Source organism: Burkholderia sp. TSV86, from assembly GCF_001522865.1.
Lineage (GTDB): Bacteria > Pseudomonadota > Gammaproteobacteria > Burkholderiales > Burkholderiaceae > Burkholderia.
The window spans coordinates 191,722-208,272 of record NZ_LOWB01000021.1; the positions used below are offsets into that span (position 1 = coordinate 191,722).

The 16,551-nt window shown below is 67.1% G+C and carries 10 protein-coding genes and 1 pseudogene; 7 read left to right on the forward strand and 4 right to left on the reverse strand.

Translation table 11 applies throughout. From position 1 onward, the window contains the following. Positions 1–49: 49 nt before the first annotated feature. The 3 genes from WS68_RS02995 (at position 50) to WS68_RS03005 (ending at position 4,305) form a co-directional block, all read left to right on the forward strand. Entirely contained in the window at positions 50–1,315 is a 1,266-nt protein-coding gene (locus WS68_RS02995; RefSeq protein WP_059569369.1) for a GNAT family N-acetyltransferase, read from the forward strand. 888 nt (positions 1,316–2,203) lie between these two features. Then, a complete protein-coding gene (locus WS68_RS03000; RefSeq protein ID WP_059569370.1) occupies positions 2,204–3,598 on the forward strand; it encodes a DHA2 family efflux MFS transporter permease subunit in 1,395 nt (464 codons plus the stop codon). Between the two features lie 119 nt (positions 3,599–3,717). After that, positions 3,718–4,305 carry a GIY-YIG nuclease family protein gene (locus tag WS68_RS03005; RefSeq protein ID WP_059569371.1) on the forward strand — a complete coding sequence of 196 codons (588 nt, stop codon included), beginning with the start codon at positions 3,718–3,720 and terminating at the stop codon, positions 4,303–4,305. 55 nt (positions 4,306–4,360) lie between these two features. Here WS68_RS03005 and ppa read toward each other — a convergent pair whose 3' ends face one another. Continuing rightward, positions 4,361–4,888 (reverse strand): inorganic diphosphatase, encoded by a 528-nt coding sequence (ppa, locus tag WS68_RS03010; protein ID WP_059569372.1) that lies wholly within the window; start codon positions 4,886–4,888, stop codon positions 4,361–4,363. Between the two features lie 220 nt (positions 4,889–5,108). Here ppa and WS68_RS03015 point away from each other — a divergent pair, with 220 nt between their 5' ends. The 3 genes from WS68_RS03015 to WS68_RS03025 all read left to right on the forward strand — a co-directional run bounded on the left by WS68_RS03015 (position 5,109) and on the right by WS68_RS03025 (position 8,873). Then, positions 5,109–6,548 (forward strand): aldehyde dehydrogenase family protein, encoded by a 1,440-nt coding sequence (locus WS68_RS03015; protein WP_059569569.1) that lies wholly within the window; start codon positions 5,109–5,111, stop codon positions 6,546–6,548. 64 nt (positions 6,549–6,612) lie between these two features. After that, the gene (locus WS68_RS03020; protein ID WP_059569373.1) at positions 6,613–7,371 is read left to right on the forward strand and encodes an SDR family oxidoreductase; all 759 of its coding nucleotides are present in this window, start codon (positions 6,613–6,615) and stop codon (positions 7,369–7,371) included. Positions 7,372–7,565: 194 nt separating this feature from the next. After that, a complete protein-coding gene (locus tag WS68_RS03025; protein WP_059569374.1) occupies positions 7,566–8,873 on the forward strand; it encodes an MFS transporter in 1,308 nt (435 codons plus the stop codon). A gap of 115 nt (positions 8,874–8,988) precedes the next feature. Here WS68_RS03025 and WS68_RS03030 read toward each other — a convergent pair whose 3' ends face one another. The 3 genes from WS68_RS03030 to hemC are packed head-to-tail and all read right to left on the reverse strand — an operon-like array spanning position 8,989 to position 13,143. Further along, positions 8,989–10,179, reverse strand: a complete 1,191-nt coding sequence (locus WS68_RS03030; RefSeq protein ID WP_059569375.1) for a heme biosynthesis protein HemY — start codon at positions 10,177–10,179, stop codon at positions 8,989–8,991. A 4-nt stretch (positions 10,180–10,183) separates the two neighbouring features. Continuing rightward, a complete protein-coding gene (gene hemDX / locus WS68_RS03035; protein WP_059569376.1) occupies positions 10,184–12,160 on the reverse strand; it encodes a fused uroporphyrinogen-III synthase HemD/membrane protein HemX in 1,977 nt (658 codons plus the stop codon). Beyond that, positions 12,157–13,143 (reverse strand): hydroxymethylbilane synthase, encoded by a 987-nt coding sequence (gene hemC / locus WS68_RS03040; protein ID WP_059569377.1) that lies wholly within the window; start codon positions 13,141–13,143, stop codon positions 12,157–12,159. The genes hemDX and hemC overlap by 4 nt, the downstream gene beginning before the upstream one ends. Positions 13,144–13,697: 554 nt before the next feature. Here hemC and ppc point away from each other — a divergent pair. Then, positions 13,698–16,526 (forward strand): annotated as a pseudogene (gene ppc, locus WS68_RS03045) (phosphoenolpyruvate carboxylase); the annotation flags it as partial. Positions 16,527–16,551: the final 25 nt, after the last annotated feature.

Sequence of the window (16,551 nt, forward strand, 5' to 3'; positions counted from 1 at the left end):
CAAGGTGCGAACGGGCACGAACGAGTACCGACGAAAAGGATTCAGATCGTTGAAACACGAACGTTGCGATTATCGCATGGGCCTCCTGTCATCACCGCTCGAGGCGAGCGCCGCCGAGTGGGACGCGCTCGTCGCGCGCGCCGCGCAGCCGACGCCCTTCCTGAAGCATGCGTTCCTGAGCGCGCTGCACCGCGCCCGCTGCGCGCTCGACGATACCGGCTGGGCGCCACGCTTCGTCACGCTGACCGACGCAAGCGGCGCGCTCGCCGCGGCCGCGCCCGTCTATCTGAAAGCTCATTCATACGGCGAATATGTATTCGACTGGGCGTGGGCCGACGCATACCAGCGCAACGGGCTGCCGTACTATCCGAAGCTCGTCTGCGCCACGCCGTTCACGCCGGTGCAAGGCAGCCGGCTGCTCGCCGTCGACGATCACGCGCGCCGCCGGCTGGCCGCGACGCTTATCGCGCTCGCGGAACAAAGCGACGTGTCGTCGCTGCATGTGCTATTTCCGACCGAAGACGAAGCGCGCATGCTCGCCGACATGGGAATGATGCAGCGCGAAGGCGTGCAGTTTCACTGGCTCAACGGCGGCTACCGCGATTTCGACGATTTCCTCGCGACGCTCGAACAAAAAAAGCGCAAGAACATTCGTGCGGAGCGCCGCAAGGTCGCCGACGCGGGCGTCACGTTCCGCCGCGTGCGGGGCGAGGACGCGACCGACGCCGATTGGCGTTTCTTCACGCGCTGCTATCGGCAAACCTACCGCGAGCATTTCTCGAGCCCGTACCTGAATCTCGACTTCTTCAAGGAAATCGGCGCGACGATGCCGCAGAACCTGCTGCTCGTGATCGCCGAGCGCGGCGGCAAGCCGATTGCGAGCGCGCTTGCGTTTTATCAACGCGACGCGGGGGCCGATGCGAGCGCGCATGCCGACAGCGATACCGGCGCGGCTCTCTCGAACAGGGGCGAAACGAAGCAGGACGCCACCGTCGGCCGTGCGCCGCGCGGCACGCTGTACGGCCGTTACTGGGGCGCGGTCGAACATGTGCAATGCCTGCATTTCGAAACCGCGTACTATCAATTGCTCGAATTCTGCATCGACGAGCGGCTCGCGACATTCGAAGGCGGCGCGCAAGGCGAGCACAAGCTGGCGCGCGGCTTTCTGCCGACCGTCACGCGCTCGGCGCACTGGCTCGCGCACCCGGCGTTCGCGGATGCGGTCGGCCGCTTCCTCGAGCACGAAACAAACCAAATCCACGCTTACGTCGACGAATTGCGCGAGCACGATCCGTTCAAGGCCGGCGGACGCTGACAGCAGCGGGCGCGCGCCAACGGCGCGCACCGTTGGACGGTACTGGCTGCGCCCCTCCCCCGAACATCGTACTGCGCAGCGCCGAAGCGCCCGCGCGTGAGCCAATCGAGAGCCGCCGGGGTACGAACCCGCACACGCGGCGGTCTTCCATGCCGCGAAGCAGCGTGCCGCTATCCGAGTTGCTTAACATACCGAATCATCCGGCGCTGTTTCGGATGGGGCGAGGTCATTTCGCGCCAGCACAATGTTATATCGGTGATTTGGATACCATTCATTCCCGTTTGGAAATCGAAAGATTATTCAGTTGCCATTTGGCAGGCAAATCCCTAGACTTTCGGTATGCTTAATAAAGTCTAATGAAACGGTTGAAATCAATTACATTCGGTTTCGGCCCTGTTTCCGGTTTCTCGAATTTCGGTTCGGGGAATTGAAATAAAAGCTTCATATTCCGAGGCGCATTTGCAGTTCCGTCCTTCGGTATACCGCGCGGCATGATTCATCGCGGCCGAAGAGGATGGGGAGACATTTTGATCTTTTGGTTGACGATCTCTTTTCAGATTATCAATTAGGAGTATTAAATGCATCTAATCTCTCCATTCACCGGAAATGGCAAAAATCGGCCGATTTCGCCAAATACTGCGCCGTTCAGTATCTGCCCGGATATGCGGCTCGAACCGGAAATTCCAGAAATAAAGCACAAATATCGGCCATTCGCGCCGCCACATCCGAGCAAGCCACCAGTTGCCCTCGCCAGGCATAGCCGTGGTTTGCCCATCACACGCGGCACGGCCCTCTCCCAATAAACCATGTTCTCCGCGAGCCCTGACCAGGGCTCGCGGGGCTTGCGTCGCGCGGCCACCCGCGACGCTCACTTTCAACGTCCGCGCCATGTCCAATACCACTTCTCGCACGACGCTGCTCTGGATCGTCGCCACGGCCTTTTTCATGCAGGCCGTCGATACGACCATCGTCAACACGGCGTTGCCGTCGATCGCTCACGCGCTGGGCCAAAACGCGCTCTCGATGCATAGCGTCGTCACCGCCTACACGCTGACGATGGCCACTCTCACCCCCGCGTCCGGCTGGCTCGCGGACCGCTTCGGCACGCGCCGCGTATTCTTCACCGCGATCGTCGTGTTCGCACTCGGCTCGCTGTGCTGCGCGGCTGCGCAAACCCCGACTCAACTCATCGTCGCCCGCGTGCTGCAAGGCATCGGCGGCTCGATGCTGCTGCCGATCGGACGGCTTGCGGTGCTGCGCGGCGTGCCCGGCGACGAATACGTAGCCGCGCTCGCGTTCGTATCGATCTTCGGCCAGATCGGGCCGATCCTGGGGCCCACGCTCGGCGGCTGGCTCACCCAATCGATGTCGTGGTACTGGATCTTTCTCGTCAATCTGCCGGTCTGCGCGATCGGCCTCGTGGCCGTTCACCGCTACATGCCGCAAGACAAACCGATCGATCCGCCGCCGTTCGACTACACCGGCTACACGCTGCTGTCGATCGCGATGATCGCCGGCTCGCTCGCGATTGATGCGTCATCGGACGGCAGCTACACGATATGGACGCTCGGCGTCGCCGCGATCGCGGCGGCCGCGGCGCTCGCCTACGTCGCGCATGCGCGCAAACGCGCGAATCCGCTCTTCCGGCTCGAACTCTTTCGCGAACCGAACTTTGCCGTCGGCCTGGCGGGCAATCTGGTCTCGCGCATCGGCATTGGCGCGACGCCGTTCCTGCTGCCGCTGATGATGCAGCTCGAGTTCGGCTATGCACCGCTGCGCTCGGGGCTGCTGCTCGTGCCGGCCGCAATCGCCGGCGTGGTCGCGAAGCCATGGATCACGCCGCTCGTTCGCCGTCACGGCTACCGGACTTTCCTGTTCGTCAACACGCTGATCGTCGGTGCGGTGATCACGTTGTTCGCGACGATCAGCCCCGACACGCCGCTCGTCTTCGAAATGGCGCTGATCGCGATCTTCGGTGCGACCAATTCGGTGCAGATCGCGGCGATGAACAGCGTCACGCTGAAAGGCCTGCCGCATCGCGATGCCGCGAGCGGCAACAGCCTCTATTCGATGGTGCAGATGCTGTCGATGGGGCTTGGCGCATCGGTGGGCAGCGGGCTGGCGGCGCTGTTTGGCACGCAAACCGGCTCGACGCTGCTCGGCTTCAAGCTGAGCTTTATTTGCGTGGGCGCGATCACGCTCGCGTCCGCGGCGATTTTCTGGCGCATTCATGAATCGCGCACGGCGCGCACCCCGCCCAATCACGCGGTCGCGCAGCGCTAGGCAGGCGCGCGCGGCGCGAACCCGGCGCGAACCGTACCGGCTTTCGCCGGCGGCTCGATCAGTTCGTTCGCACCGCGCGTTTTCTGCGACACTGGCGGCTTCGCATCACGCCGCCTCCCATGTCCTGGTATCTATATCTGATCGAATGCGCCGACGGCAGTGTCTACACGGGCATCACGACCGATGTTGCCGCCCGCTTCGCACAACACGTGCAAGGCAAGGGCGCGCGCTATACGCGCGCGCGCAAGCCGCGCGCCGTGCTCGCATCGTTCGAGCTGGCCGACCGGTCGAGCGCGTCGCGGGCCGAATATCGGGTCAAGCAACTGACGGCCGCGCAGAAGCGCGCGCTGGCGAGCGGCGCGCTGCCGCTCACGTCGGTGCTGCCGGCCACTGCGGGCGGCGGACGCGATGTCGATGCCGGGCATGCCGCAGGCGGAACGGATGCGGCTGAAAACGGCACGACGGCGGCGGCGGCCGATGAAGCTGCCGGCGGGGCTGCCGTAACACGGCGCACGCGCGCAAGGCAGGCTCGCCGTGCGTTGGAGCTATCGAAGCCGTCGAAGCCGTCGAAGCCGTCGAAGCACTCATCCGCCGCCAACGGAGCAAAACTCATCCGCGCCGCCGCCGCAAGCGAAACCGGAAACGAAAACGCACGCGCGGCCACCCCGCACCGCGTGCGCGCCAAACAAAACCGCGCGGCCTCATGACGAGGCACGCGCGGTTTCGGTGCAGCGAGCGGCGCATCGAGCGCCGCGACGGCGCTTACTTCTTGAAGTTCGCGACGCCTTCGGAAATTTCCTTATGCGCGGCGTCGATGCCGTCCCAGCCATCGACCTTCACCCACTTGCCCTTCTCGAGCGCCTTGTACTGTTCGAAGAAGTGTTTGATCTGGTCCTTCAGATAGCCAGGCACGTCGTCGAGCGACTGGATGCCGGCCGTCATCGGGCTGATCTTGTCGTGCGGCACGGCGATGAGCTTCGCGTCGACGCCCGACTCGTCGGTCATCTTCAGCATACCCAGCGCGCGCGCGCGCACGACCGAGCCTGCGAGCAGCGGGAACGGCGTGATGACGAGCACGTCGACCGGATCACCGTCGCCCGACAGCGTTTGCGGAATGAAGCCGTAGTTGACCGGATAGCGCATGCCGGTACCAATGAAGCGGTCGACCACGAGGAGGCCTAGCTCCTTGTCCGCTTCGTACTTGACCGGCTCGCTTTGCGCCGGGATTTCGATGATCACGTTGAAGTCGTGCGGCAGGTCCTTGCCCGCCGGGACATTGCTAAAGCTCATGAGCGTTCTCTTGCAGTGCGGATGGGAATCGGGACGGAAGGCGGCCCGCCGCCTGTCCGATGGAACGAGCATTATAGCCAATCGCCCGATGGCGCTCGCATCGCGATCGGCGCGATAATCCGGCAACGATGCAGCGCGGCGCATGCCGGCCCGGCCTCGATGGCGTATCGAGAGATCGCAGGCAATGCGCGCAACGAGCGGCCAAACGCCGGGAGCGAACATGGAAGAGGCGAAGCACTTCATCGCGGGCGCTTGGGCAGCGCCCGCCGGCGGGGAAACGATCACCGTCGTCGATCCGTCCGACGGCGAGCCATTCGCGCGGATCGCGCGCGGCACCGCGGCCGACGTCGACGCAGCGGTGCACGCGGCGCGCGCGGCATTCGACGGCCCATGGGGGGCGGCAAGCGCGGCCGAACGCGGACGCATGCTATACCGGCTGTCGATGCTCGTGGCCGCATGCCGCGACGAACTCGCGCTGATCGAATCGCGCGACACCGGCAAGCCGCTGTCGCAGGCCCGCGCGGACGCCGACGCGCTAGCCCGCTATTTCGAGTTTTACGCAGGCGCGGCGGACAAGCTGCACGGCAGCACGCTGCCGTACCGCGCGGGCTACACGGTGCTGACACTGCGCGAGCCGCACGGCGTTACCGGCCACATCGTGCCCTGGAACTACCCGATGCAGATCCTCGGGCGCAGCGTGGGCGCGGCGCTCGCGGCCGGTAATGCGTGCGTCGTGAAACCATCCGAGGACGCGTGCCTGTCGATCCTGCGGGTGGCGACGCTCGCCGCCGAAGCCGGGCTGCCCGCAGGCGCGCTCAATGTCGTGACAGGTTACGGCTTCGACGCAGGCGCAGCGCTCGCGCGTCATCCGGGCGTCAACCATCTGTCGTTCACGGGCTCCCCGGACACCGGCCGCGCCGTCGCGCAAATGGCGGCCGAGCACCACGCGCCGGTAACCCTGGAGCTAGGCGGTAAATCGCCACAGATCGTATTCGCCGATGCCGATCTCGACGCGGCCCTGCCCGTGCTCGTATCCGCGATCATCCAGAACAGCGGGCAAACCTGCTCGGCCGGCAGCCGCGTGCTGATCGAGCAGTCGATCTACGAGCCGCTCGTCGAGCGCCTGGCGGCCGCGTTCGGCGCGCTGAAGGTCGGCCCGGCCGGCGCCGATCTCGATTGCGGCCCGCTCATCAGCGCGAAACAGCAACAACGCGTCTGGGATTTCCTATCCGATGCACAGCACGACGGCGTCGCGATGGCCGCACATGGCGAAGTTGCGACGGATGCGCCCGAAACGGGTTTCTATCAGGCGCCCGTGCTGCTGCGCGACGTCCCGCATACGCACCGTCTCGCGCAGGAAGAAGTGTTCGGGCCCGTGCTCGCCGCGATGCGGTTTACAGACGAGGACGAGGCGCTCGCGCTTGCGAACGGCACGCGCTACGGGCTTGTCGCGGGCATATGGACGCGCGACGGCGCGCGCCAGTTGCGCCTCACGCGCAAGTTGCGCGCGGGGCAGGTTTTCGTCAACGATTACGGCGCGGGCGGCGGCGCGGAGTTGCCGTTCGGCGGCGTGGGCCGCTCCGGTCACGGCCGCGAAAAAGGCTTCGAGGCGCTGTACGGCTTCACCGTGCTCAAGACCATCGCGCTCAAACACGGCTGACGGGCGGCCGCGACACGTTTCGCCCTGTATCGCGGATCATGACACCCCACTCAGGAGACAACCGATGCGGCTGAGCGGCAAGACCGCCATCGTCACGGGCGCAGGCTCGGGATTCGGCGCAGGTATCGCGGCAACGTTCGCGCGCGAGGGCGCGAACGTCGTCGTCAACGATCTGAACGGCGCGGCCGCCGAGCGCGTCGCGAGCGAGATTGCGCTTGCCGGCGGGCGCGCGATCGCCGTCGCGGCCGACGTGTCGCGCGGCGACGACTGGCGCACGCTGGCGCACGCCGCATTCGACACGTTCGACAGCGTGCAGATCGTCGTCAACAACGCGGGCACCACCCACCGCAACCAGCCGGTGCTCGACGTGACCGAGGCCGAATACGACCGGGTGTACGCCGTCAATATGAAGAGCCTGTTTTTCTGCGTGCAAACTTTCGTGCCGCACTTTCGCCGCATAGGCGGCGGCGCGTTCGTCAACATCGCGTCGACGGCAGGCGTGCGGCCGCGTCCGGGCCTCGTCTGGTACAACAGCACGAAAGGCGCGATGATCACCGCGAGCAAGGCGCTTGCCGCCGAGCTGGGCGGCGACCGGATCCGCGTGAACTGCGTGAACCCGGTGCTCGGCGACACCGGGCTCACGGCCGAATTCATGGGGGCAGCCAATACGCCGGAAAACCGCGCGCGCTTCATTGCGACGATCCCGCTCGGGCGCCTGTCGACGCCGCAGGACGTCGCGAACGCCGCGCTTTACCTGGCATCCGACGAAGCGGCGTTCGTCACGGGCACGTGCATCGAAGTCGACGGCGGCCGCTGCGTCTGAGCGGCGCGGTGCGCGCCGCGCCGTTGCATCGGCCCGCATGCGGCGGCACCAGGCAGGCCATGGCGTGGCACGCTGCAAGCGCAGCCGCCCACGGCGCGCGGCACATGCGCAGCCCAGGCCGCGGCAAGCACGTTTGCGCACGGCGCACTGAAGTCCGAGGCACCGTCACTAGATAAGACACCAGAGGAGACATCATGGCAAGTCCGATACCGGCGATCACGCCGAACACGCCGTCCGCGTTCGAAGCGGCAACCTACCGCAAGGTCTCGTGGCGGCTCGCGCCGATGTTGCTGCTCTGCTACGTGGTCGCGTATCTCGACCGCGTAAACGTCGGTTTCGCGAAACTGCAAATGGCGGCCGATCTGCATTTGTCAGACGCTGTCTACGGGCTCGGCGCCGGGATTTTCTTCGTCGGCTATTTTCTGTTCGAAGTCCCGAGCAACATGATCCTGCACCGGGTCGGCGCACGGCTCTGGATCGCACGGATCATGATCACATGGGGCATCCTCTCGGCGCTCACGATGTTCGTGACCACGCCGGCCGCGTTCTACGCGATGCGTTTTCTACTGGGCGCGGCCGAGGCGGGTTTCTTCCCCGGCGTGATTCTCTATCTGACCTATTGGTATCCCGCGCATCGACGGGGCCGGATGACGACGCTGTTCATGACGGCCGTCGCGCTGTCGGGCATTGTCGGCGGACCGATCTCCGGCTACATCCTGAAAGCGTTCGACGGCGCGAACGGCTGGCATGGCTGGCAATGGCTGTTCCTGCTCGAAGGCATCCCGTCGATCGCCGTCGGAATGCTGCTGTTCGCCGCGCTCGACGACCGGATCGACGACGCGAGCTGGCTCGACGACGATGAAAAAGCGCTGCTTGCGCGCAACGTCGCGCTCGAAGCCGCGCGTAAGGAAGATCCGCCGCTCGCCGCCGTGTTCGCCAGCCCGCGCGTATGGCTGATGGGCGCGATCTATTTCTCGTTCGTGACGGGGCTGTACGGCGTCGGCTTCTGGCTGCCCACGCTGATCAAGTCGACGGGCGTGACCGACGCGTTCGCGATCGGGCTTCTATCGGCAATTCCTTATGCAGCGGCCGTCGTCGCGATGCTGGCCATCGCATCGAGCGCGGACCGCCGTCGCGAACGGCGCTGGCACATCGCGCTACCGGCCGCGGCAGGCGCGATCGGGCTCGTGCTGTCGGTCATCTGGGCGCACGATACACTGCTCGCAATGCTCGGCCTCACGCTTGCAACGATCGGCATCCTGAGCGCGCTGCCGCTCTTCTGGAGCCTGCCGACCGCGTTCCTCGGCGGCGGCGCGGCGGCGGCCGGCATTGCGATAATCAATTCGATCGGCAACCTCGCCGGCTTCCTGAGCCCTTATGCGATCGGCTGGCTCAAGCAGGCGACCGGAGCAAACGACGCGGGAATGATCATGCTCGCCGCATTCATGGTGCTGGGCGGCTTGCTGGTGCTATCGGTGCCGAAGGCGCTCGTCGATCGCTGAACCGCCGGCCGGCCGCTCAATGTAAAACGGCGGCCGCAAGGGCCGCCGTTTGCCGCGCCTGAATGCCAGCGCATCGAATAAACACAGCGCATCGAGCGCCGCGCATCGCAGCGATTCACACCACCGTGATCGCGAGCGCGCTTTCCCGATAGTGCTGCGCAGCCTTGTCGGTTTCACCCAACTGCTCGAACAGGCGCGCGAGCGCGCGGTGCGCGCGAATCTTCAGCGATTCCTCGTCGGCGAGCTTGAGCGCCGCCTCGAGGAACGACTGCGCCTTGCCCCACAGCTGCTGGCGCTGGCACAGGCGGCCAAGCGCGAACAGCAAATCCGCATCCTCCAGCCGATCCTTGCGCCACGCTTCGGCTTTCTGGATCAGTGGCAGCGCGTCGGCATCCGCGGTATCGGGATAGCGGCGCAACAGACGCGCATTCCAATTGTGCGCAAGCGCCTCTTCGACGATCCGCCGCGCCTCCTGCCTGCGCTCGAGCGCGATCAGCAGCTCCGCGGCAAGATCGGCAAGCCGCGGCGACTGCCGCTCGGCCACCGACAACGACTGCCACACCTCGAGCAACGCATCGGCATCGTGCCGACGTTCGCGCAACAGATGCTCGGCCGCCTGCTGACGCAGGCGCACCGCCGCGGCCGGATGCAGCGCCTCGCGCTTTTCGAGCGCCTTCGCCAGCTTGAGCACCTCGGGCCAGTTCTTCAATTGCTGCTGCGCGCGCAGCGCGATCTGCTGCGCATGAATCCGCTTGCCGCCCGACGCCTGCATTTCGGCAAGCGCGGCGAGCGCGCCTTGCGCATCGCGACCGTCCGCGCGCATGTCGGCGGTGGCGAGGAGCCGCGCGTCCTGCCAGTCCTGCCCGTCTACCTTCGCGAGCCATTCGTCGCGCCGCGCGTACTCGTGCATCCGGTGCGCGGCCGAGGCGGCGATGAGGCTCGCCGCGCTCTGGTTCGCATCGATCACAAGCGCGTCGCGCGCGGCCTTCTCGGCACGCGAGAAGCGGCCCGCGTACAGATTCGCGAGCGCGTCGCGCAGCGACGTCTGCGCCCGCTCCGCACGCATTTTCGCGCGATACGCGGCAACGCGCCGCGGCATCCGCCAGATATTGCGCACAATTCGCGTCAGCGCATACAGCGCGATGAAGACGACGATGATCGCCAGCACGAAGAAATTCAACGACAGGTCGATCCGGTAAGGCGGATAGACGATCAGCACCTGTCCGGTGTCGAAGCGGCCGAGCGTCGCGAGCGCTGCTGCGATCGCGAACAGCACGGCAAGCCAGATGATTCCACGCAACGTCATGTCGTCAACCCCGGCTCTTGAACTGTTGAACCGCGTTCAGGCTCGCGTTCAGGTTCGGCGTCGCGACCGCCAGCGACGCGGCATCCACCTGCTTGACGAGATCCTGAACGGTCTGGGTGTCCTTCGAGCTGCCGTCGAAGTAGCGGGAAAGCGCCGCCTGCGCCGCATGCAGATCGGATTTCATCGCGCTGTCGTTGCGCGCGAGCAGGGAAAGCCGCGCGCTCAGCAGCCGCAGCTTCACGTTCTCGCGCACGAAGTAGCCCTGCTCCGGCGACGCGAGCATCGCGTCCGCATGATCGATGCGGCGCACCTCGATGAGCGACTTCACCTGCTCGCCGATGCCCGCCGAAAAACCGCGCCACCACGCCTTCCAGCGCGGCTCGCCGGCCGCCTCGGCCGTGCGCAGCGCACTGAGCGCGGCGTCGGGGCGGGTGGATTCGTGCGGCGCGAGCACCTCGCCCGCCAGCGGCAGCCCGTCGATTTTCGCGATCGCATCGTCGAGCTTGATCGCGAGCCCCGTCAGATCGACGGACGGCGCAGCCTTCAATCGTTCGATATCCTGCGCAACCGCCTTGCGCACCGCGACCGCCTGCGCGCTCTGCGACGACGCAAGCCGCGAATCAGCGTTCTGCAGCGCGATCAGCGCGAGTTGCGTGTTGCCCGTCAGCAGAAGCTGCTGGCTCGCGCTCGACAGCATCTGGCCGACTTCCTCGATCATCCATGCGTCGCGGTTGCGCGACAGATCCTGGTATTGCTCTTGCAGCGCCTGCTGCGCGGCCCGCGCGTCGGCGAGCTTGCCGTCGAGCTGGGAAAGCTGCGCGCCGGTGTCGTGCACGCTCGCGAGCGCCTGGTCGGCCTTCGCGCGAAGCTCGGCCGTCTGCGCATCGAGCGTCTTTTGCCGTTCGGCCGCGTGCTGGTCGAGACGGTCGACCTTGCGGTTCAGCGCATAGCCTCCCGCGCCCGCCGCCGCCGCGATCGCGACCGTCACGAGCCACAGCGCCGCGGTCGAGCCCCCGCGCCGCGCCTTCGTTTCAAACGGCGTAAATGGCTGATTCGGTGGCGTGGCCGCCGTGGCCGGCCTGGAAGAAGTGTCTTTGGTATCGTTGGTGTCTGTCATGCGTGAAGGCATCGGTGCGGCGGTCGCCGGTTGATCGGCCTCTTCGGCCAACGTACGAAACGCGTGGACGATGCGCTCATCGCCCGCGCCGGACAGCGTAATCCTATCAAAACCGAGCGCCCTCGCGGTCTCGGCGATCCGCGGGTGCGGCGCAACGAACCGAGCGCGCGTCAGCGCGTCGATCTCCGCTTCGGTCAAATGCGCGTGCGCGAGTTCCTGCAGATTGCGCACGCCCTCCGAACTCGTCACGAGCCACGCGTGCGGCTCTCCCGACAGCAGCCCATGCACGCGTTCCCACGCGCGGATCGACGGCTCGGGCATGATGCGCCGGTACGCGGCGACCAGCTCGACTTCGGCGCCCGCTTCGCGCAACCGCTCGGCGAGCCACTCGCGGCCGCCGTCGCCGCGCACGATCAGCACGCGCTTGCCGGCAAGCGCGGCCGCGCCGCCGAACGCGCGCTCGATCTCCGCGAACAGGCTTTCGGAATCGTAGCGCGGCGTGCCGCCATTGCCTGGCTCGCGCGGCGCGATCACCCGGTGCGTGCCCGCGACGATCCCGTGCCGCGCAAGCGCGGCGACACTGCCCGGCCCGACGACGCCGATCGGCAGCGGATGCGGCCAGATCGCGTCGAGCCGCGCGAGCGCATGGTCGATCGCGTTCGGCGACACGAACACGACGAGGGCGTATGCATCGAGCCGCGCGAGCGCGCCGGCCAGCGGCGCATCATCGGCGAGCGGCGCGATGTCGATCAGAGGGAAGTCGAGCACGTCGATGCCCGCCGCCGCGAGCTGCGCGGCGAGCCCGGACGACTGGCCGTCGGGCCGCGTGAGCACCGCGGTGAACCCGCGCGGCGCGCGCGTCATTGCGCGCCGCCCTTTTGCGCGTTCGCCGCGACGAGCGCGTCGACGATTTCGCGTGCGCCCTGCTGCTCGAGCGCATCGGAGACCGTGCGCCCGAGCGCGAGCGCGTCGGCGGGCGTCGCGGCATGGGCGCTCGCGCTCGCGCGCAGCACGCGGCGGCCGTCCGTCGTCGATACGCTGCCCGTCAGATGCAGCGCGTCGCCGCGCCATACCGCATGCGCGGCGAGCGGCACCTCGCAACTGCCGCCAAGCGAACGCGACACCATCCGTTCGGCCTCGACCGCGAGCGCGGTGCGTGCATCGTGCAGCGGCACGAGCCAGCGGGCGACGTCCGCCCGGTGCGCGGCGATCTCGATGCCGAGCGCGCCCTGCCCGGCGGCGGGCAAGCTGTCGTCGACATCGAGGTGCGCGCGGATGCGCGCTTGCAGGCCAAGGCGCTTCAACCCCGCGGCGGCGAGAATGATCGCCGCGTAATCGCCGCGATCGAGCTTGGCAAGCCGCGTATCGAGATTGCCGCGCAGCGGCCGCACGTCGAGTTGCGCATAGCGTGCGCGCAGCATCGCCTCGCGGCGCAGGCTCGACGTGCCGACGATCGCGCCGGCCGGCAATTCGGCGAGCGACGCATACGTATTCGAGACGAACGCATCGCGCGGATCTTCGCGATGCAGCACGGCCGCGAGCGCGAAGCCGTCGGGCAGCACCATCGGCACGTCTTTCAGCGAATGCACGGCCAGATCGGCGCGGCCGTCGGCGAGCGCATGCTCGAGCTCTTTGACGAACAGCCCCTTGCCGCCCACTTTCGACAGCGCGCGATCGAGAATTTGATCGCCTCGTGTCGTCATCCCGAGGATATTTACGTCACAAGCTGGATATAATTTGCGCAGCGCATCACGCACGTGCTCGGCTTGCCACATGGCGAGGCGGCTCTCGCGCGAAGCGATCGTCAGCGTCGCGGGAAGCTCGGCCGAAAAGGTCTCGGAATTCATCTGACTGGCATATCACAGGTGGAACCAGGAGCAGGCAATGGTAGCACGCGGGCTTGGCCGGGGCGCTTGGTCAAGCGGGCGCGGCTTGGCTGGTTCGCTTGGCTGGTCTGATCGGCCGGTCCGCTCGGTTAGTCCGGCGGCTCGCAACCATCGCGAGGTTCGGCGTGCCAGCCAATCGCGCCCGCCCGCAGCATGGCCGCCGCGCCCGCGCATCGCCCGGCCGGGCTTGGCTGAGCACCGATCCATTGCGCGGGTCGCAACCGCCGGGCCAGTCGCACCGCCCGCCGGACAGCCCGCCCGTGCCGCGCGTCTGCGCGCCGCGGACGGATCGCGCATGACGAGACGAGCCGCGCGCCGATCGCGCTGTTGCAGGACCGCTGTTCCCGTTCACTCGTGCTTTCCCAAGGAAATCGATCGTGAAGTCTTCCGGATCGGCGCGCTCGACGCGCCGCAACGCAGTCTCGCCCTCCCCCGCGCCGGCATCCGCCGCCGTCCGCCCTCGCGGCCAGACGACCCCGCGCGAGCCGAAACGCGCGGCGCGCGCGAACGGCCATGCAAACGCCGCCGCCAAACCGAACGGCCGCACGCGCGAGGACAAGGACCGCCCGCTCTTCGAGGACATCCGCTATCTCGGCCGCCTGCTCGGCGACGTGGTTCGCGAGCAGGAAGGCGACGCCGTGTTCGAAGTAGTCGAGACGATCCGCCAGACCGCCGTCAAATTCCGCCGCGAAGACGACAACGCGGCAGCGCAAACGCTCGAGAAGATGCTGAGAAAGCTCACGCCCGAGCAAACCGTAAGCGTGGTGCGCGCGTTCAGCTATTTCTCGCATCTCGCGAACATCGCCGAGGACCGCCATCACAATCGCCGCCGCCGCATCCACGCACTCGCGGGCTCCGCGCCGCAGGCGGGCACCGTCTCGTATGCGCTCGCCAAACTGAAGGAAGCGGGCGGCGCGTCGTCGAAGGCCATCAAGCAATTCTTCGACGACGCGCTGATCGTGCCCGTGCTGACCGCGCACCCGACCGAAGTGCAGCGAAAGAGCATTCTCGACGCGCAGCACGACATCGCGCGCCTGCTGGCCGAGCGCGACCAGCCGCTCACCGCGCGCGAGCGCGCGCACAACGAGGCGCTGCTGCGCGCGCGCGTGACGACGCTCTGGCAGACCCGGATGCTGCGCGATGCGCGGCTGACGGTCGCCGACGAAATCGAGAACGCGCTGTCGTACTACCGCGCGACGTTCCTCGACGAGCTGCCCGCGCTCTACGCGGACATCGAGGAAGCGCTCGCCGAGCACGGCCTGCCCGCGCGCGTGCCGGCGTTTTTCCAGATGGGAAGCTGGATCGGCGGTGATCGCGACGGCAACCCGAACGTCACCGCCGCGACGCTCGACGAAGCGGTCAACCGCCAGGCCGCGGTGATCTTCGAGCATTATCTCGAGCAGGTGCACAAGCTGGGCGCGGAGTTATCGGTATCGAACCTGCTCGTCGGCGCGAGCGACGCGCTGAAGGCACTCGCGGCCGCATCGCCCGACCAGTCGCCGCACCGCGTCGACGAGCCGTACCGCCGCGCGCTGATCGGCGTCTACACGCGCGTGGCGGCGAGCGCGCGCGTGCGGCTCGGCGAAGGCGCGGTGCCGGTGCGCAGCGCGGGCCGCGGCGCGGCGCCCGTGCGCGCGACGCCTTATGCGGACGCCGAAGCGTTCGCCGCCGATCTGCGCGTGCTGATGGACTCGCTCGCCGAGCATCACGGCGAATCGCTCGCGGCGCCTCGCCTCGCGCCGCTCGTGCGCGCGGCCGAGGCGTTCGGCTTTCACCTCGCGAGCATCGACCTGCGGCAAAGCTCCGACATTCACGAAGCGGTGATCGCCGAGCTGTTCGCGCGCGCCGGCATCGAGCCCGACTACGCGGCGCTCGCCGAGCGCGACAAACTGCGCGTGCTGCTCGCCGCGCTCGCCGATCCGCGGCCGCTGCGCTCGCCGTATCTCGACTATTCGGATCTCGCGAAAAGCGAACTCGGCGTGCTCGAACGCGCGCGCGCGATCCGCGCGCAGTTCGGCCCGCGCGCGGTGCGCAACTACATCATTTCGCACACCGAGACGGTGAGCGATCTCGTCGAAGTCCTGCTGCTGCAGAAGGAAACCGGCCTGTTCGACGGCACGCTAGGCAGCCATGCGCGCAATGACCTGATGGTCATTCCGCTCTTCGAGACGATTGCCGACTTGCGCAACGCGCCCGACATCATGCGCGAATTCTTCGCACTGCCGGGCGTCGGCGATCTGCTCGCGCATCAGGACGACGAGCAGGAAGTGATGCTCGGCTATTCCGACAGCAACAAGGACGGCGGCTTCCTCACGTCGAACTGGGAGCTTTACCGCGCCGAACTCGCGCTCGTCGAGCTGTTCCGCGAGCGCGGGATCAGGCTGCGGCTATTCCACGGCCGCGGCGGCACGGTCGGCCGCGGCGGCGGCCCGACCTATCAGGCGATCCTGTCGCAGCCGCCCGGCACGGTCAACGGCCAGATCCGGCTCACCGAGCAGGGCGAAGTGATCGCAAGCAAGTTCGCGAACCCGGAGATCGGCCGGCGCAATCTCGAAACGGTGGTCGCCGCGACGCTCGAGGCGACGCTGCTGCCGCACACCAATGCGCCGAAGCAGCTTGCGGCGTTCGAGGCGGTGATGCAGACGCTGTCCGACGCCGCGATGGCCGCATATCGCGCGCTCGTCTACGAAACGCCCGGCTTCACCGACTATTTCTTCTCGTCGACGCCGATCACCGAGATCGCCGAACTCAACATCGGCAGCCGGCCCGCATCGCGCAAGCTGCAAGACCCGAAAAACCGCAAGATCGAGGATCTGCGCGCGATTCCGTGGGGCTTCTCGTGGGGTCAGTGCCGGCTGCTGCTGACGGGCTGGTACGGCTTCGGCAGCGCGGTCGCCGCGTACCTCGACGGCACGAAGGACGCAGCCGAGCGCAACCGGCGCGTCGCGCAGCTCAAGAAGATGAACAAGACCTGGCCGTTCTTCGCGCATCTGCTGTCGAACATGGACATGGTGCTCGCGAAAACCGATCTCGCGGTCGCGTCGCGCTACGCGCAGCTCGTCGCCGACAGGAAGCTGCGCAAGCACGTGTTCGAGCGGATCGTCGCCGAGTGGCATCGCACGTCGGGCGCGCTTGCCGAGATCACCGGCCACGGCGAGCGGCTCGCGGCGAATCCGCTTCTCGCGCGATCGATCAAGAACCGCTTCCCGTATCTCGATCCGCTCAACCACCTGCAAGTCGAGCTGATCAAGCGGCACCGCGCGGGCGACACGAACGCGCGGCTGCGGCGCGGGATTCATCTGACGATCAACGGAATCGCGGCTGGGCTGCGCAATACCGGTTGATCCGGCACGGCGCGGTGCGCGCGGT